Raw genomic sequence first — 18400 nt, 5'->3', positions numbered from 1 at the left:
TCCCGACAGGGCCCGCCTTTTTCGTGATTAATATTTCTTCAGGAGATAATGCAGCGGAATGATCGAGACCAATACAATCAGGAGGGCACCAGGAGCCGCCTGATGATAGATCGCTTCCGACGCTTCATAGTAGACCCGCACCGCCAGGGTATCAAACCCCGGCGGCCTAAGCATGAGCGTGGCCGGAAGTTCCTTGATGGAACTGACAAAAACGAGGGCACCTCCTGCGAGAACACCCGGCATTATCGTTGGCAGGACAACTTTGAACATAACCTTCCAGGCAGGGTATCCGAGGCTTCTCGCCGCTTCATCCATCCGCGGTGACACGAGACTGAGAGACGCATCCCCCGCCTGCATGGCCTGTGGCAGGAAGCGCACGACAAACGCAACGGCAATCATATAAAACGTGTTATAAAGCATTGGAATGTGATTGTTAAAGATAAAGACCAGTCCAAGTGCCACAATCACCCCCGGCAAGGCATAGCCGCCATAGCTCAGCTTGTCGATCGTACTAGACGTCAGTGACGGATGACGGGATTTCAGGTAAATGATCGGTGTCGCCAACAGCATGGAAATCACGGCTGCAAGGCCGGACACTTTAATGCTGTTCCAGGCGAAACCGAAGAAGCGGCTGTCAATGGCCCCTGCACCTGCACCGATGACCGTCCAGTACACAAGGACACTGATCGGCAGGACCACCGCAAGACTGAAAACCGTGCCGATATAAAGGGTCGCAATCGGCTTCCATTTTCCGAGGGACAGAATATCCGGTTCTTTGTAGGAGTTCGTTGTCTGGTAGTACTTGTTCTTTCTCCTTGTATACGATTCGAGCCACAGGATCAGGACCGTAATGACAATCAGAACGAGACTCAGTACCGAAGCAGCCGGGATATCAAAACCCGCACGCTGGTAATAAATCGCTGCAGTAAACGTCACATAGCGGAGCATCGCAATCGCACCGAAATCAGACAATACATAGAGACTGATCAGAATCGCTCCGGCACCAATCGCCGGCCGCAAAAGGGGCAAGTTCACCTTGAAAAAGATCTGCGCCGTACTCATTCCCTGTGAACGGGCCACCTCTTCAAAGCTTTTGTTCATCTTCCTGAGTGATGCACTGGCAATCAGAAAGACGTACGGATACGTGAAGAGGGTCAGGGTAATGAATACACCCCAAAAGGAATATATATTTATCGGGTAGGCGATGATCGAGTCGAGGAACGATTGTTCCCACAGATCCCTCGCCCAGCCGCTCGGCCCGAACACAATGATGTACGTCACCGCCCCCACGTAAGGAGGGATAACGAGAGGCAGTGCCATCATCCACTGAAGCCATTTGCGCCCCGGCAGATCCGTCCTGACAACAAGCCAGGCGACACTGACACCGATCGTAATCGCCGCAGCGGTAACGGCGACAACAAGGGAAAGTGTATCCCAGATAAGGCCGGGAATCCGGTTCCCCAACAGCCGCGCCCAGCTGTCAGCACCTGCGAAAACCGCGCGCCAGATCACATACAGAATCGGGACAGACATGAGAATCGCCGTGACGATACCGATTAACAGCAGAATCGGACCCGGCGGATTCCCGCTCCAGTGATCCATCCACCGCCTGTTCATGAAACGCAGAATGGTTGAGGGCTTTTTGCCCTCAACCTTCTGTTCTTCTGTATGCATTTCTTTATTTGTCTGATCGTGATTCTTATCGTGATGATTGGTTGTCATAGTGCCCTCTCCTGTTATCGGATTTGGCGTTTATCTCAGTTCAAGATCAAGCCCAGCATCTTCAATCAGACTGCGTGTATCCTCGAAGAAGTTACCCAATTCGCGAAGTGGCATGTCCTGAAGATTCAGATCGGCAATCCTTACAGCACCTTCGAACGGCGGCTCGAGATCAGGGTTAATCGGCACTTCAAGTGATTCACCGACAAAGGCAAGCTGGTTTTCTTCTTCAAGAATCCAGTTCATGAACCGGTCGCCATTATCACCGTTCGGTCCGCCGGCCACTTTCCCGAGTCCTGCAGCGTTTGTGATCGCGCCCATTTGACCGTCTTCCTGGTCCGGGTATACGAAGCCGACATTGTTGTTATCCGGCTCTTCGAGCTGCTGGTGATAGTAATAGTTATTCACGAGTCCAAATGAATGCTCACCTGCACCCACTGCCCGCCGAATATCACCATGGCCCTGCATGATCCCGGAAGCATTTTCCTGGATCGTTTCGATCCACTCCTGTGTACGCTCATCGCCCCACTCGTAGCGGAGAGCCGACACATTCCCGATCATGCCCCCGTTACCGCCGCGGGTAATGGCATAGCCATTCTCCACGTCTGCATAGGACGGGTCAAACAGGTCTTCCATGGACTGAGGTACGTCTTCTTCAGCTATCATGTCTTTATTGTAGATAAACCCTCTTGCTCTTGATGATAAAGCAATCCATTCATTATTTTCAGCACGGTACTGTTCGTCGATGGAATCGACATTCTCATAGTCGCCACCTTCAAGGAGATCCTGCTGATTTAAGTATTCAAGTCCGCCAAGGTCATTGGAGATAAAGATATCCGCCTGCACATTGCCTGCCTCTTCCTGAATCTGAAGCGGCTCAGCGCCGTGAAGCGCCAATACCTCAATCCCTGTATCTTCTTCGAATTTATCGAGAAGTGCCTGGACGAATGTTTCGTTACGTGCTGAGTATACTACAAGTTCGCCTCCGGCTTCCACAACTTCGTTATCATTTGCTTCGTTACTTCCTGTTTCATTGTTTCCGTCGTTCCCGCAAGCTGCAAGCATAAAGCCTGGCAGAATCGCCGCACTGAGTAAAAAACCTTTTTTCATCGTTGATGTCCCCCTTGGTTGTTGTGTTCTTAAATGATAATGAAAATCATTATCATTTACAAATTAAATACTACACGAGGACGACCAAAAATACAATAGAGAAAAGTGATTTTTTTCAACAAAACTCTTGACAATCCGGTGATTATTTATAATAATTATAAACAAATACTTATTACTCTTTACGTTCATGCATATACAAAATGAAAAGCCCGCCTAATCACTGCGCGGACTTCTCAATGAAATCTGAATCATACTTTCATATGCCGGTTATTCAACAAGAGCGACCAGTTCAGATTTAATATCAAAGGAAACCGTTGTTCCGACTTCCACTTCCTGTTCTACCGGCGCATAAATGAGCATAGGTTCTTTCCTTAAATCGGGCTCATTGTGAAGCCGCACATGCAATTCCTGATAGTCACCGCTGTATGTCACACGTTCTACGGCTCCGCAGTAGGCCCCCTGATCGGAAAGGCGGCAGCCTTCCGGACGGATCGAGAGCTTCACATCGTCAAGATTATGGCGGTTGAACTGTTGCGGCAACAGCACTTTCCCGATATTCGTATGAATGTGCTGACCGTCAGCATCAACTTTTCCGGACAGAAGATTGGTTTTGCCGACGAATTCTGCCACAAAACAGTTTTTCGGACAGCGGTACATTTCTTTCGGTTCAGCGATTTGCTGGACAATCCCGTCTTTCATGACAACAACACGGTCCGATACCGCAAATGCGTCTTTCTGATCGTGCGTTACCATAATCGCCGTTGTTTCAGCTTTTCGGAGAATCGTCGTCACATCGTAACGCATCTTTTCACGAAGCCCCGCATCAAGGTTACTGAACGGCTCATCCATCAGTACCACATGCGGCTTTGGTGCAAGGGCACGGGCTAAGGCGACACGTTGCTGCTGACCACCGGAGAGCTGTGTCGGATAACGGTCTGCATACTCTTCGAGACCGACCAGTTCAAGGACTTCAAAAGCCCGCTTTTTCTTCGCGCGGCTGTTCCATTTATTCAGACCAAACATCACATTTTTCAATATTGTCATATGCGGAAACAAGGCGTAATCCTGAAAAACCATGCCGATCCCGCGTTTTTCAGGCGGAAGTGAATGACTGTCCGTAAACACATCTGTTCCATCAATGGTAATCCTGCCACCGGACGGATGTTCAAAGCCCGCAATCATGCGAAGCGTTGTCGTTTTCCCGCACCCGCTTGGTCCCAAAAGGGTAATGATTTCACCTTTGTTTATCGATAAATCCAACCCCTGTACGGCCGGATCCCCTGACTTTGTAAACCTTTTCGTGATCTTTTCCATTCTGATGAAGCTCATTGGAACTACCTCCCCGTATGTCCTTCAAAAATGAATGTTCAGCACCTGTCAACGTCTCACTATACGATCTCATTCACTGCGATTATCACTGAGAATGATTTTCATTCTGATTGAATTATAGCACGTGCCCCGGGGAGGGTCAACGTCTCCGTTCGGCTTGTCACAAAATGAACAACTTTTTAACACTTCATGTATAAAAACCCCCTCCCGCAACAGATGCAGGAGGGGGTTTGAATGTTTCACAGGCATTCAGAGCAGTTTCTCTCCGAACAGTGATCCGATGAGACCAACACCCGCTTCGGCTGTCTTGTTCTTTACGTCGAGAATCGGATTCACCTCAACGAACTCCGCAGATGTCAGGATGTCGGCATCTGCGAGGATCTCCATGGCAAGATGCGTCTCCCGGTAGGACGTGCCTCCAAGCACCGGTGTCCCGACACCCGGTGCATCCTGAGGATCAAGGGCATCAAGATCAAGACTTAAATGAACGCCGTCCGTCTGCCTGTCTTTCAGGTACGACAGTGCCTCCTGCATAACATGAGACATCCCGTACCGGTCCACCTCATGCATCGTATACACCTGAATCCCTTTTTCCCTGATCAGCTTCCGTTCGCCTTCATCGAGGGATCTTGCACCGATGATCACGATATTTTCCGGTTTAACCTTTGGTGCGTATCCGCCGATTTCCGTCAGGGACGGATGCCCGATCCCAAGGCTCACCGCAAGGGGCATCCCGTGAATATTACCCGAAGGGGACGTCTCCCCGGTATTCAGATCACCATGGGCGTCGTACCAGATCACTCCCATGTTTTCAAACGGTTCCGAGACACCGGCAAGCGTCCCAATCGCGATGCTGTGATCCCCACCGAGAACGAGAGGAAAGCGTTCTGCTTCAACTACAGACTTCACCTCTTTGGCAAGCGCCTTGTTGGCATCCACCACTTCATGCAGATCCTTGAGATTTGACTGGCTTTCCTCTTCTTCAGAGGATCTGCCAATGCGGACATCACCGCGGTCTTCCACCTCATACCCGAGTGCCGTCAGGCGATCCACCACCCCGGCATAACGCATCGCACTCGGTCCCATATCCACTCCCCGGCGATTTTGACCGAGGTCCATCGGGACGCCGATAATCGATAACTGTCTGTTCATGATTGACCACTCCATTTCATCAAAATAAAGAAAGGACGTAACCGTACAGATTTTGACCCCTCCGGCACGCCCTGGTTCATATTTGGGTTCTTTTGTTTACTTGGACAACAGCCCGCGAACGCCGAATACAATATTTTGCGGACGCTCCGCCATCCTTCTCATATAATAACCGTACCAGTCTTCCCCAAACGGGACATAGATTCGCATCTTGTAGCCTTCTTTTACGATTTCCTCCTGCATATCCGTGCGGAAACCGTACAGCATCTGAAACTCAAACTGTTCACGCGGAATCCCGTTGTCCTCGGCAAACTGCTTGATTTCAGCGATTACGTTGTGATCATGTGTCGCAACGGCGGCATAGCTGCCATTCAGCATATGACGCTTGATGATCTTGACATAGTTGGCATCGACATCTTCCTGTTTCTGATAGACCACCTCAGGTGATTCTTTGTACGCGCCCTTGATCAGACGGATATTCGTCCCCTTAAGACGATCCACGTCTTTCTCAGCCCGGAACAGGTAACCCTGTACAGCTGTACCGACGTTGGTATACGTCTGGCGCAGTTCATGAAGCAGCTCCAGAGTCGCATCGAGATGGGAGTAGTCCTCCATGTCAATCCGGACAAAGATCCCACCATGTTTCTCAGCCGTTTCAAGGATGGCCATCATATTATCCCGGCAAAGGTTGCGGTCCACGTCAAGGCCAAGTGACGTCAGCTTCAGAGACAGATTACAGTCCACGCCGCTCTCTGCAATGGCATCCAGGGTGCGCATGCAGTAATTGGCGGACTCTTCCGCTTCTTCACGTGTATAGACGAACTCACCTAGATGATCGACTGTCGCAGACAGGCCTTTCGCATTCAATTCACGTACGGTATCCATCGCTTCCTGGATCGTTTCCCCTGCAATCAGGCTATGGGCACCGAGTTTCGGCCCCCATTTTCTTGCCTTCCCTTTGACATATTTATTCTGGGATAAAAATAAAAACAGGTTTCTTGTAATCATCGCTGTCAACCCCTCTTTCTGTGTCAGACACATGCTTCAGATTGTGTTCCGGATGCCGATGTGGGAGGGAGCATTTTGGCACCCGGCCACATTCAGGCTGAGCGTCAGCCTTTCAGCACATCTTTGATCTGTCCGATTGCCCAGTCGAGATCCTCTTCAGAGATCACGAGCGGCGGTGCAAATCGGATGACGTTCTCATGGGTTTCTTTACAAAGGAGCCCCTTTTCCTTTAATGCTTCACAGTATGGTCTGGCCGCCTCCGTCATTTCAACCCCGATAAACAGTCCCCGTCCTCTGACTTCCCGGATTTTCGGGTTATCAAGGGTCTCGAGCTGTTCTTTGAAATACGTCCCGAGCCGAAGACTCCGCTCTGCGAGCTGTTCGGATTCTATAACATCGAGCGCTGCAACGGAAACGGCGCAGGAAAGCGGGTTGCCTCCGAACGTGGAACCGTGAGAGCCCGGCTCAAAGACCCCGAGAATCTCTTCGTTGGCTGCCACACAGGAGATCGGCATGACGCCGCCCCCAAGGGCCTTTCCGAGAATATACATATCCGGCTCGACCTCTTCCCAGTCACAGGCAAACAGCTTGCCTGAACGGGCGAGACCGCACTGGATTTCGTCCGCCACGTAAAGAACCCGGTTTTCCCGGCAAAGCTCATACGCTTCTTTCAAAAAGCCTTCAGGCGGCATATTAATGCCTGCCTCACCCTGAATCGGTTCAAACAGAAAAGCCGCTGTATTCGGTGTAATCGCTTCTTTAAGGGCGTTCAAATCGCCGTATGGGATCACTTTGATTCCCGGGAGCATCGGACCGAAGTCCTTTTTGTATGCCTCATTGGAAGACAGGGAAACAGCCGTCATCGTCCGTCCGTGAAAGTTCTCTTCGCAGACGATGATTTCCGCCTGGTTTTCCGGCACGCCTTTCACCCGGTACGCCCAGCGCCGCACGGCTTTGACCGCAGTTTCAACGGCTTCAGCTCCCGTATTCATCGGCAGAACCATGTCTTTATTTGTCATCTTGGAGACTTTTTCATAAAAAGCGCCGAGCTGATCATTATGGAACGCCCTCGAAGTGAGGGTAATCCGGTCTGCCTGATCCTTCAGGGCCTGAATGATTTTCGGATGACGGTGCCCCTGGTTGACCGCGGAGTAGGCACTCAGCATGTCAATATAGCGGTTCCCTTCCGGGTCCTCCACCCAGACACCTTCGGCTTTTGCGATCACGATCGGAAGCGGGTGGTAGTTCCTCGCACCGTATTTCTCCGTGACTTCAATAATATCCATCGTTTTGGTCATGTAATCACCTCGATAACTGACCCCTCTTTTAGAGAGGACTTCCCAAAGAAAATTCCCCGGGAAGTCAGTGAGTCATAGTTTTTAGAACATATCCGATACGGTTTTAGGCTGCAGGAAGTGCAGGAGATAGTCCGGTCCGCCGGCTTTGGAGTCCGTTCCGGACATGTTGAAGCCGCCGAATGGATGATACCCGACAATCGCAGCTGTACAACCGCGGTTGAAATACAGATTTCCGACATGAAAGTCCTGACGGGCCTGTTCAAGATGGTCACGGTTATTCGAAATCACCGCACCCGTCAGACCGTACTCTGTGTTGTTGGCTTTTTCGATGAGCTCGTCGAAGTCTTCCGCCTTATCAAAGGCAACGACCGGTCCAAAGATCTCTTCTTGCATCACGCGGGCTTTGGAGTCCACATCGGCAAAGACCGTCGGGTGAATGAAGTACCCTTCCGAATTATCGCCTGTTCCGCCAACCATCAGCCTGCCTTCCTTCTTGCCGACTTCAATATAGTCGAGAATCTTATCGAAGGCATCCTGGTCATTCACAGGCCCCATAAAGTTGGAGTTATCCTTGAACGTCGGTCCGACCGTCAGCTTCTTCGTGCGTTCCACCACGCGGTTCAGGACATCATCATACACATCCTTATGCGCGATAACCCGTGAACACGCGGAACACTTCTGCCCGGAGAATCCGAATGCGGAATACGTGATTGCTTCTGCGGCCAGTTCAAGATCCGCATCGCTGTCGACGATGATCGTATCTTTCCCGCCCATCTCCGAGATCATGCGCTTCATCCAGATCTGTCCTTCGTTCACTTTTGCAGCGCGCTCTGCGATATGCAGACCGACTTCCTTCGATCCGGTGAAGTTGATAAAGCGGGTTCTCGGGTGATCTACGAGGTAATCCCCGATTTCACGGCTCGACCCCGGCACGTAGTTGACAACGCCTTTTGGCAAGCCGGCTTCAAGGAGCACTTCCATGAACTTATAGGCGATAACCGGTGTCGTTCTTGCCGGCTTCAGGAGGATCGTGTTTCCTGCCACCATCGGCCCCACTGTCGTTCCTGCCATGATGGCAAAGGCGAAGTTCCAAGGGGAAATGGTGATCCCGATACCGAGCGGGATATAATTGAACGTATTGTTCTCGCCGTCACGGGAATTAATCGGAATGCCGTCCTTCAGACGAAGGATCTGACGGGCATAGTATTCAAGGAAGTCGATGGCTTCCGCTGTATCTGCGTCCGCTTCCTTCCACGGCTTCCCGGCTTCATACGTGAGCCAGGCTGAGAATTCATGCTTTCTGCGACGGATCATGGCTGATGCACGGAACAGAATGTTCGCACGCGCCGCCGGATCCCATTTCTTCCACGATGTGAACGCCTCATCCGCAGCTTCCATGGCCTGTTTGGCGAGGTCCTGGCTGCACTGTGATACGTAGCCGACAACTTCTTTATGGTTAGCCGGATTTTCTGAAACAGATTTCTTTTCTGTGAATACTTTTTCTCCGTTAATAATCAGTGGATATTCCTTGCCGAGCTGACTCTTTACATAATCGAGCGCTTCCTGATAGTCTTTACGGTTTTCCTCCACCGTAAAATCTGTAAATGGTTCATGTCTGTAAGGTACTACCATCTTGCAATCCACTCCTTTTAATCATTATTGATAAAAAATGTTCGACAACTCATTCTCAATGCAAAAACCATGCCAAACACAAAATCCCGTTGTGTAAACCCTTACAATTCTGAAAACTGAAAAATCTCTTTGCATCCGCGAATTATTTTGCACCCAATCGCAAAGAATCATTGCACCTCCCGCCTCTTTTTACTACACTTAAAGCAGTTCCCAACGAAGTGAGGTGACCCGTTCTACATGCAGCCGGAAAAACTGACTGATACCGCATTCATTCACCCTGTGTACCGAAAGCTTCTCGATTACCTGGATATCGGCATTCACATGATCAATACCGAAGGACGGTCCGTCATCTATAACCGGAAAATGTCCGAAATGGAGGACATGAATCCAAAGGAAGTATTAAACAAACGGATCATGGAGATTTTCCTCTTTGATTCCGAAGAGGAGAGCCGTCTTCTCCAGGCACTGAACAACAACGTTGTCCACAAAGACGCCAAGCAGGTCTACTTTAATTTTAAGGGCCAGGAAATCACCACCGTCAACAATACCTTCCCGCTCACCGTGGACGGTGAGAAGATCGGCGCGGTGGAAATCGCCCGGGACATCACCAAACTCGAACGCCTTTCAAGGGAAACGAGCCGGGGAGCAAGCGACGCCCGGTTCACCTTTGATCAGATCATCGGAAACAGCCCCGCCATTGAAGACGTCGTGGAAAATGCGAGACGGGCCACAAGGACAACGTCTTCCGTGCTGATTTACGGGGAGACAGGAACCGGAAAGGAACTCTTCGCCCAAAGCATTCACAACGGAAGCAGCCGTGCATCGAAACCGTTTATCAGCCAAAACTGTGCAGCCCTTCCCGATACGCTGATTGAAGGGATTCTGTTTGGCTCCGTTAAAGGCGCGTTTACCGGCGCAACGGATCACCCCGGCCTCTTTGAACAGGCGAACGGCGGGACACTGATGCTTGATGAGATCAACTCCCTCAGCGCCTCTCTCCAGGCGAAGCTCTTGCGGGCCATTCAGGAAAAAACGATCCGCAGAATCGGGGACACAAAAAGCCGGAGCGTAGACGTCAGGATAATCGCCACGATGAACGAAGATCCCGTGGACGCACTCTCCAAGAATAAGCTTCGTGAAGACCTGTATTACCGGCTGAGTGTCGTATCGATTGTCATTCCGCCGCTGAGACACCGAAAAGAGGACCTTACTGTTTTAATTGCCCATTTCATACGGAAATATAACAGGCTTTTTCAGATGAATATTCAGGAAGTTACTGATGACGTGTTCAATCTGTTCAGCGAGTATGACTGGCCCGGCAACGTCAGAGAGCTTGAACACACGATCGAAGGGGCGATGAATCTGATTTATGACGACGAGCCGATTGGCTTTCAGCACCTTCCCCTTCACCTGAAACACAAATTTACTCAGCCGCCCGCCACTTCCGAGGGAACCGAACGTCTCTTCACCCAGCAACCTGAACCGGGACTTCCCCTTGAGACGTATATGGATACGGTGGAAAAGGCCTACATTCAAAAGTCGCTCACAGAAGCCGGCGGCAACATCAGTCAGGCTGCCCGCACGCTCGGCCTGAAGCGGCAGAGCCTGCAGTACCGGATGAGAAAATTCAACCTCTAAAGATCGCTGACTGAATAAACCGAGCCCGGTGCATATCTACCTGCACCGGGCTCTCATCATCTGCTTTATTCCTCAATTCCTGCAAGGGTACTCGTAGAGAATTCCGCGATCCATTCGTCTGTTTCACTTGCTTCCACACTGAGCCCGTCATAAGTCGCATGGAGAGACCATTCTCCTTCGGAATGAAATTCCGCTATGGTGCCAGCTCCTTCGATTTCACTGTCCACTGCGGATTCTTCCCAGGACAGAATGCCGGCGTCAGGCATTTCTGATTGAATATCCATGACATCGGCAAACGTCGGGAAGCGGGATGCATCGTCAAGATCTCCATCGAGTTCATAAGAAAACGACACCTCGACCGTTGTGTCCACCTGTTCAGCTTCCACACCCGGAATGGCATAATCCGCAGTGCCTTCTCCGGACTGTTCGCCTTCCCCTTCATTCGGAGACGAGAGGAATTCAAGGACTTCCGCTTCGGTTGCAATCACAAATGACGCGAACGCCTCTTCAAGTTCTTCGAGAGTCACATCAGGTGCCTCACCATCCGTGTCTCCGGAGACGCTGACATCCAGTCCGTATTCATCAGCCATTTCCTCCACTTCACCGGCATCTGCGCCGCTGTCCGGACCCTCATTCTGACTGTTCGCGTTCCCGTTGCCGGACTCCGGATCCTCACCGTTCAACCCGTCATTGCCGTCATTATCCGGCGCACAGGCAGCCAAAGCCAACGGAACAAAGGCGGCTACACTCATCATTTTCACAGTTGCTTTCATCATTGCATCTCTCCTTTTTCTCTCTATAGAAGGTTCCCCTCTGTCTCTTACCGTGAGAGTTCCAGGAATAACTGTGATTCCGATGAAAAAAGATGTGAAACTGTCAAAAGGCCCTTTCCCCTCACTGACAGCTTCACATCACTTTATCCTTTGAACCTGTACGATTTCACGCCCGAAACCGGCAGACGGACTTTAAACAGCCCGCCCGAATGAGGCTCATGTTGACCTTCATCCGCCCTGGCGGTGGTGATATACAGCTCATGGTAGTCTCTGCCTCCAAAGGTACATGAGGTCACTTTCAATGACGCCACTGCCACTTCCTCAAGCACCGCTCCGGAATCAGGGGCAAACCGGACTACCTTGCCCCCGTTAAAAAACGCCACCCAAAGCATGCCTTCATCATCGATGGTCATGCCATCCGGGACACCGGGCTGATCGGCGACAGAGAACGCTGCGGTTTTGTTTCGGATCTCTCCTGATTCCCCGTCATAGTCATACCGGGCGATCTGTTTCGTCACCGAATCGATATAGTACATCAGGCCCCTTGCCTCATCGAATTCCAGTCCATTGGAAATCGTCACGCCCGTTTCCATGATGTGAAGCGAGCCGTCCGGATCCATCCGGTACAGGGCCGCCCGTTCCTTTCTTCCTTTCAGCACCATGGACCCGGCCCAAAACCGTCCGGACGGATCGCATTTTCCGTCATTGAACCGGTTCGTCTGTACACCGGGCTCCGGGTCATGCAGATGAACGAGCTCGCCGCTGTCCGGATCAAATGCATAGAACCCGTCATCCAATGCGAGGATAAGGCCGCCTTGATCTCTTTGGACTGCCGCTCCGACACGCTTTCCGACATGGGTGGATGCATTCATCCCTGTTGAGGGATCAAAGTGGTTGACCGTGCATCCTTCGATATCCACCCAGATCAGCTTCTGGCTGTCTTCATCCCAGCAAGGCCCCTCCCCCAATGTTGCTTTGATGTCCAATACAAGTTCCGCCTGAAGCACACTGCAGCACTCCTTTTCGTCTGATTTGGATGGATGATCTCCGTTCTTCGGCGTCGCCCCTTGCCGCTCTTACAAACAAGATCTGAGCCTATACGTTGACAACAGTTTAACACAGCCACTGATTAACCGTTACACATCAAAAAAAAAGAGAGAAGCTGCATGCTCCCCTCTTTCATCCGGATTCCTCTGTCATTTGTCTTCTACAAGCATCGTGCCGCCTTCAAAGGTAAAAACGATGGTTTCTCCGCTTTCGTCATCAATCAGCGTCAGTTCGTCAATGCCATAGGTATTGACGGCATATCGGAACGCCTGGTAAAAGAGCTCCCTGTCTTCCGGAGTCACCTCAGGACCTGCTTCATATGTCAGCGTGACTTCATCAGCTGACATACTGACAGACAGGATTGTCAAACCCGTGTCCGTCACCGGATGGAAAAAGTCGTCTTCAATTTCTTCATCCGTCATTCGCGAGATCAGCGTTTCCAAATCGAGGAGTTCCCCGTTTCCGCCCGTCATATCCGCTCCGGCTGCCCGCGCGCTGAGAAGGAGGGTCTGTCCCTCTTCTTCAGCAAGGTAGTAACCGCGGTTTTCTTCAGTCACGTCTGCTTCAATCACTTCACCAACCTGACCGAACTGGATGCCGGGACCTTCCGGTGTTTCAAACCGGTATGTGCTGATGCCATAGAGCGTGAAGATTTCATCGAAAAACGATTCGATGATCTGATGCTCGGATGATGTGAGGCTCACCAGAGATTCCTCACTGAACATCAGCGCCGCTTCGCCCTCATCCACCGTCACGCTCTCAAGGGCTGCAAACGCGCCGTTACTCGTGGGATCATTCGTATGAAACGTCGACAGTACTGCGTCACCAAGGACTTCTTCACTGTCCTGAATATACGGACTCACCCCGACCACAAAATCACTTTCTCTCGTGATTACCTCTACACTGAACACCGGATAAGCCGAAGGCAACGATTCCATGATGGCGGCCTCGCCATCATCTCCATTGTCCGTCGCCACTCCGGCATCCTCTGATTCCGGTTCATTCAGCGGTGTATCTTCGGCCGTGTTGCCGGCATTGTCAGTCATCTCTTCATCCCCGTCGTCACTTGTGACTGCCATGTCGTCTGTCGCCGCATTTTCATCACTCGAAATCGGCAGCCCCTGATTAAAGAGTGACGGCAACAGAATCGCAATCAGCAAAATTGCCGCCGCTGTTGCGATGGACGGTACGACAAAGGCCCGTTTTTTCTTCTTCGACGACCGCATCTGAAGCTGTCCCCCGCTCTTTGCTTCGATTGCCTCCATGAGATCGTTCTTCGAGCGGCTGTCCTCCACCGCCGGCATTTTTGTCAATGTTTTCTCGATGTCTTCATCAGACCATCGCTTCGTCATGGATGCACCTCCTCTTCCTCTCGCTGCTCAAGATGGCCCTTCAATGCTTTGATCGCCCGGTGCTGGGTCGTCTTGACCTTGCTTTCCGTCCAGCCGAGGATCTCGGCCGTTTCCGCAATGGACAGGGACTGCACAAACCGGAGAATCATCACCTGTTGCTGATCGGGAGTACATCTTGCCAGCATCTGATACACTTCCTGCACTTCCTCTTTCTGAACAACAATTTCATCGGGAAGGGGGTCTTTATCCTGAATCTCGAATTCACGTTCGCTCCATTCATATTCTTTGCCTTCTGCGCGGCGTTTCTTTCTCGATTGCTTGCGGATATGGTCAATGGCCACATGCTTCGCCACTGAATACAGCCACGTTTTTTCCGTGCTTTTCCCTTCGAAGGTTTCGAACGAGTTGAGGACTTTGATATAGACTTCCTGAACGAGTTCTTCTGCCGTTTCCCGGTGTCGGACGAGGTAGAACAGATATTGAAAGAGCTGATGGTGATACTGATGGTACAGCCTGTCAAATTCCTCCCTCACACGATTACCTCCCTTACCTGTTTAATTTGACGCTGAAAAGAAAAAAGCGTTACACTTACATCGTCATAAATGCCCGGGCCCAGATCAATGCACCCGCTATAAAACCAATGGCAAGCAACAATACCGCCCACTGCCAGTTTTTCACCTTCATCAACATCCTTCCATTTGTTCGTGAATCTTCTTTATTCTATCAGGATACGCCGGCGATTGAAAACGGCATCTGTAACCTTTTTTCTAGAACGGCGACAAAGACAGTAATCATCACCCAAAATCGCTTTATCGAAGGGAGCACATAACCATGAAAAAAACAAAACTGACTGCCCTGGCCCTTGCTTCGGTCTTTTTTCTTGCCGCATGCGGTGAAGGCAACGACAACGAAGCTGTCTCCGGATCAGCCGTCGATAACGGAAACGACAATGCCGACATGAATAACGAACCTGAAAACGTGAACAATGAGGCTGACAATGAAGGCAATGAGGAACCGGAAGAAAACAATGAGGAGAATCATAACGAAGAGGAAGCCAATGAAGAAGAGGACGTGGCGATGATCGATCAGGTCACTCTTTATTTCTCCGATGACCAGCTCCTTGAGACGTATCGCTATGTAACGGACGAATCGGTCACCATGGACGAGGACGGCGCCATGGATGCATTCGGACTCTGGCTTGAAGGGGCTCCTTCGGAAGATCTGCTCCTGTTGGCTCCTGAAGGGACAACCGTGCAATCCATCTCATTTGATGATGAGACAGCCGTGATTTCCTTTTCTCCGGAACTGAATGATGCCAATCTCGGCTCCAGTGGCGCAATGATGCTTACTGAGCATATTGCCATGATGTTTGAGCAGTTCGGCATCGCCGAAGTCTTCGTTGAAATTGACGGCGAACAGGTCGAGAATTTCCTTGGCCACATGAGTCTCGAAGATCCGCTCCGACCAGGAGACCCGGACGAATATCCGCTGTACGAATAATGGTAACAACGCCCCTGGACATTTACTCGTCCAGGGGTGTTGTCTGTTTTTGCCCCCTTATCCCTGAAGAAGTGAGGCGCTTCCCATGGATTTCCGGTGCATCCGGGACCTATTTCCTTTATAATAATGGAGAGAAGGGAGTTGAATCACCATGTTAGAAATCAAAGACAACACCATCCTCCACTGCTACCCTGGACTCATTGCCATTGTGACCGTGAAGGATGGAGACGAAGTAAACATGATGGCCGCAGGCTGGCATTCCTTTATGTCCTACGCGCCACCGATCTACGGCGTCGCCATCGCCAAAGAACGCCACACGTATCAGCTCGTCAAAAACAGCCAGTCCTTCGTGATCAATTTTGTTCCCGCAGAACATGCTCACCTCATTGAAGGAGCAGGCAAAATTTCCGGCAGGGATAATGACAAGTTCAACCGTCTCGAAGCCCGCTGGTCACCGGGAAAGAAGACAGGTTCCCCGGTTCTCGATGACGCCTATGTCGCCTATGAGTGCACCGTAAAGGGGATGCATGAATACGGGGATCACGACTGGATCGCCGGTGATATTGTCACGTTCTATCAGGACAGCGACCGCTTCGAACCGGAAACGGGCTTTCCCGACTTCCACAAGCTTCAGCTTCCATTATTTCTCGGTCAGTCCCATTACCTGATCCAGGACAAGACCACCACAAGAAAATCCATTGATATCAACAAATAAGACAAAGAACAGCGGACGCCTAGCGTTCGCTGTTCTTTGTCTGTACAAAAGACCAGATATAGGAGACGGCCTCCTCCTCCTCAGTCGGTCTCGCGTAGTAATACCCCTGTATATGGCTGCAGTTCCTGCCCATCAGCACACGAACCTGTTCCTCTTCCTCAACGCCCTCTGCCACGACATCCACTTCAAGCTGATTCATCAGGTCAATCACCGCGTAGAGAATCGCTTCCCCTTTGGATCCCGAACCGATCTCATTGATAAATGTCCGGTCAACTTTGATCCGGTCCACTGGCAACCGGCTCAAATGACTGATTTTAGAAAACCCGGTGCCGAAGTCATCGATGGCCAGACTGACACCAATATGCCGAAACTGATCAAGATGGTACGCAAGAGCTTCCGACGCGGCAAGGTTGACCGTTTCGGTAATCTCAAGCTCAAGCTGATCTCTTCCTATTTTAAAATATGTCATCTGCTCTTTTATGAACGTAAAGAAAGATGGCGACTCGATCAATGAGCTCGACACGTTAAAGGCAACACGGCCATCATAACCCCAATCACGCCGCCAGCCATCCACCGTCTTCAACACATCCCGAATCGTCCGCTCCGTCAGCGGCCTGATCTTTCCCGTCTCTTCGGCCAGTTCAATAAACTCCGGAGGCGGAATCATCCCGAGTTGCGGATGCTTCCAGCGTGAGAGGACCTCCACGCCGTCGACGAGTCCGGTTTTCATATTGATCTGCGGTTGATACACATAATAAAAATCGCCACGATCAATGGCCGTCAGCATATCGTCTCCCATTACAATCCGACGCTTGATGACTTCCCGCATGCTGATCTCATAAAAGCGGTAGGTGCCCGTGACCGATTTTGATTTCTTCGCTTCATACATCGCAGCGTCCGCCGCTGACATGATCTCATTCACATTCATCCCGGTTTCCGGATACATCGCGATCCCAATGCTTCCGACCATCGAAAACGCATAATAGCCGGACACAGACATCCGTTTACGGATGAGATTCAGAAGTCGCTCGGCGAAATGCCCCGTTACTTCATGATCAAGCTCTGCAATCATGAACACAAACTCATCCCCGCCGAGCCTAGCCGCAACACCCCCGCTCTCCTCTTGCAAAGCTTGCAGACGCTCCCCGATCTTCTGAAGCACCTGGTCCCCGGCATCGTGACCATAGACATCGTTGATATCCTTAAAATCATTCAGGTCCATAAAAAAGAGTGAAAAGGGGATCCGTTTCTGAATAATGCCGTTCATCTTTTCATAGATAAAACGGCGGTTCGCAAGGCCAGTCAGCTCATCCAGATTCGCCATCTCCCAAATCTGCTGTTCTGACGCCTTTTTTTCGGAGATATCTTTGAAGAACACGGCAAGTCCTCCCTGATGACGGGGGTATGCATGGACTTCAAACCATTTATCCAGCGGTTCAAAATACGTTTCAAACTGCTTTGCGAGCTTCATATCCACAACCGTTTCATAATGAAACTGAATGGTCGTACCCAATGCATCAGGGAAAACCGTCCAGATGTTTTGACCGATCAGCCCGGACCTCGATACCTGCAGCAGTTTTTCCGCTTCCTGATTCAAAAAGGTGAACCTCCAGTTTTGGTCCACGGCGAAAAAAGCATCCGTCATGCTCTCAAGGATGTCCACGGTCTGATTCTTAGCCCATTCGACTTCGGTGATATTTCGGTGAACGATAAGAGCCCCCTGGATATCGCCGCCTTCATTTAATGGGGTGACAGTCATGATAAACCAGCGGTTCTCATCAGGTGAATGACAGGGATATTTGTTATGATAAAAATCCTGCCGACCTTCCAAAACCGATACGATTCCCTCATACACAGCCGTCACACCGGCTTTTTTCAGAACATCCAAATAGTTTACACCCACATCCGTGTAGTCCGGATCTCCCGTATTGTCCCGGCTGAAAGCCTGCCAGGACAGATTCGTCAGGAGAATCTCCCCTTCAAGGCTGATGATTGCCGCGTGATCGGGATTCGCATTCAGGGCTGTGGAGATATCGATATGTTTCATCATTGCATCTGACCTTTCCTGTGACCATCATACCTTTTTCCGAGTCATCTTCTCTCTGCTTTCATCTTATCACAGGAAGTCGT

15 protein-coding genes are annotated in these 18400 nt (G+C 50.7%); 3 read left to right on the top strand and 12 right to left on the bottom strand.

Annotated elements, in window-relative coordinates:
• Nucleotides 1-27: 27 nt before the first annotated feature.
• The 7 genes from BSEL_RS02760 to pruA all read right to left on the bottom strand — a co-directional run bounded on the left by BSEL_RS02760 (nucleotide 28) and on the right by pruA (nucleotide 9245).
• Nucleotides 28-1722, bottom strand: a complete 1695-nt coding sequence (locus BSEL_RS02760; RefSeq protein WP_013171491.1) for an ABC transporter permease — start codon at nucleotides 1720-1722, stop codon at nucleotides 28-30.
• 30 nt (nucleotides 1723-1752) lie between these two features.
• A complete protein-coding gene (locus BSEL_RS02755) occupies nucleotides 1753-2829 on the bottom strand; it encodes an extracellular solute-binding protein (RefSeq protein ID WP_013171490.1) in 1077 nt (358 codons plus the stop codon).
• A 267-nt stretch (nucleotides 2830-3096) separates the two neighbouring features.
• Complete coding sequence (locus BSEL_RS02750; RefSeq protein WP_013171489.1) at nucleotides 3097-4158, bottom strand: ABC transporter ATP-binding protein; 1062 nt, start codon at nucleotides 4156-4158, stop codon at nucleotides 3097-3099.
• 249 nt (nucleotides 4159-4407) lie between these two features.
• Entirely contained in the window at nucleotides 4408-5310 is a 903-nt protein-coding gene (rocF, locus tag BSEL_RS02745; protein ID WP_013171488.1) for an arginase, read from the bottom strand.
• Between the two features lie 96 nt (nucleotides 5311-5406).
• Complete coding sequence (locus tag BSEL_RS02740) at nucleotides 5407-6315, bottom strand: proline dehydrogenase family protein (RefSeq protein WP_041581696.1); 909 nt, start codon at nucleotides 6313-6315, stop codon at nucleotides 5407-5409.
• A 104-nt stretch (nucleotides 6316-6419) separates the two neighbouring features.
• On the bottom strand, nucleotides 6420-7613 hold the full coding sequence (locus BSEL_RS02735) for an ornithine--oxo-acid transaminase (protein ID WP_013171486.1): 1194 nt from the start codon (nucleotides 7611-7613) through the stop codon (nucleotides 6420-6422).
• Nucleotides 7614-7694: 81 nt separating this feature from the next.
• Nucleotides 7695-9245, bottom strand: a complete 1551-nt coding sequence (gene pruA, locus BSEL_RS02730; protein ID WP_013171485.1) for an L-glutamate gamma-semialdehyde dehydrogenase — start codon at nucleotides 9243-9245, stop codon at nucleotides 7695-7697.
• A gap of 237 nt (nucleotides 9246-9482) precedes the next feature.
• Between pruA and BSEL_RS02725 the strand changes: the two genes are divergently transcribed.
• Nucleotides 9483-10883, top strand: a complete 1401-nt coding sequence (locus tag BSEL_RS02725; RefSeq protein ID WP_013171484.1) for a sigma-54 interaction domain-containing protein — start codon at nucleotides 9483-9485, stop codon at nucleotides 10881-10883.
• 65 nt (nucleotides 10884-10948) lie between these two features.
• Here the strand turns inward: BSEL_RS02725 and BSEL_RS02720 are convergent, their stop codons facing one another.
• The 4 genes from BSEL_RS02720 to sigX all read right to left on the bottom strand — a co-directional run bounded on the left by BSEL_RS02720 (nucleotide 10949) and on the right by sigX (nucleotide 14588).
• A complete protein-coding gene (locus BSEL_RS02720) occupies nucleotides 10949-11659 on the bottom strand; it encodes a hypothetical protein (RefSeq protein WP_013171483.1) in 711 nt (236 codons plus the stop codon).
• 140 nt (nucleotides 11660-11799) lie between these two features.
• Entirely contained in the window at nucleotides 11800-12663 is an 864-nt protein-coding gene (locus BSEL_RS02715) for an SMP-30/gluconolactonase/LRE family protein (protein ID WP_013171482.1), read from the bottom strand.
• A 189-nt stretch (nucleotides 12664-12852) separates the two neighbouring features.
• The gene (locus tag BSEL_RS02710) at nucleotides 12853-14055 is read right to left on the bottom strand and encodes a hypothetical protein (RefSeq protein ID WP_013171481.1); all 1203 of its coding nucleotides are present in this window, start codon (nucleotides 14053-14055) and stop codon (nucleotides 12853-12855) included.
• Complete coding sequence (sigX, locus tag BSEL_RS02705) at nucleotides 14052-14588, bottom strand: RNA polymerase sigma factor SigX (RefSeq protein WP_013171480.1); 537 nt, start codon at nucleotides 14586-14588, stop codon at nucleotides 14052-14054. Before sigX ends, BSEL_RS02710 begins: the two co-directional genes overlap by 4 nt.
• A gap of 298 nt (nucleotides 14589-14886) precedes the next feature.
• On the opposite strand from sigX, the gene BSEL_RS02700 reads away from it, so the two are divergent.
• Together BSEL_RS02700 and BSEL_RS02695 are read left to right on the top strand one after the other, a co-directional pair.
• Nucleotides 14887-15555: a GerMN domain-containing protein gene (locus BSEL_RS02700; RefSeq protein ID WP_013171478.1), complete on the top strand. Its 669-nt coding sequence runs from the start codon at nucleotides 14887-14889 to the stop codon at nucleotides 15553-15555.
• 151 nt (nucleotides 15556-15706) lie between these two features.
• Nucleotides 15707-16270: a flavin reductase family protein gene (locus tag BSEL_RS02695; protein ID WP_013171477.1), complete on the top strand. Its 564-nt coding sequence runs from the start codon at nucleotides 15707-15709 to the stop codon at nucleotides 16268-16270.
• A 19-nt stretch (nucleotides 16271-16289) separates the two neighbouring features.
• On the opposite strand, the gene BSEL_RS02690 is transcribed toward BSEL_RS02695, so the two are convergent.
• Nucleotides 16290-18320, bottom strand: a complete 2031-nt coding sequence (locus BSEL_RS02690; protein WP_041581694.1) for a sensor domain-containing protein — start codon at nucleotides 18318-18320, stop codon at nucleotides 16290-16292.
• Nucleotides 18321-18400: the final 80 nt, after the last annotated feature.

Origin of the sequence: [Bacillus] selenitireducens MLS10, assembly GCF_000093085.1 — a bacterium.
Lineage (GTDB): Bacteria > Bacillota > Bacilli > Bacillales > Salisediminibacteriaceae > Salisediminibacterium > Salisediminibacterium selenitireducens.
The sequence above is the reverse complement of the archived record's forward strand: the minus strand, read 5'-3'. Positions and strand labels throughout refer to the sequence as shown.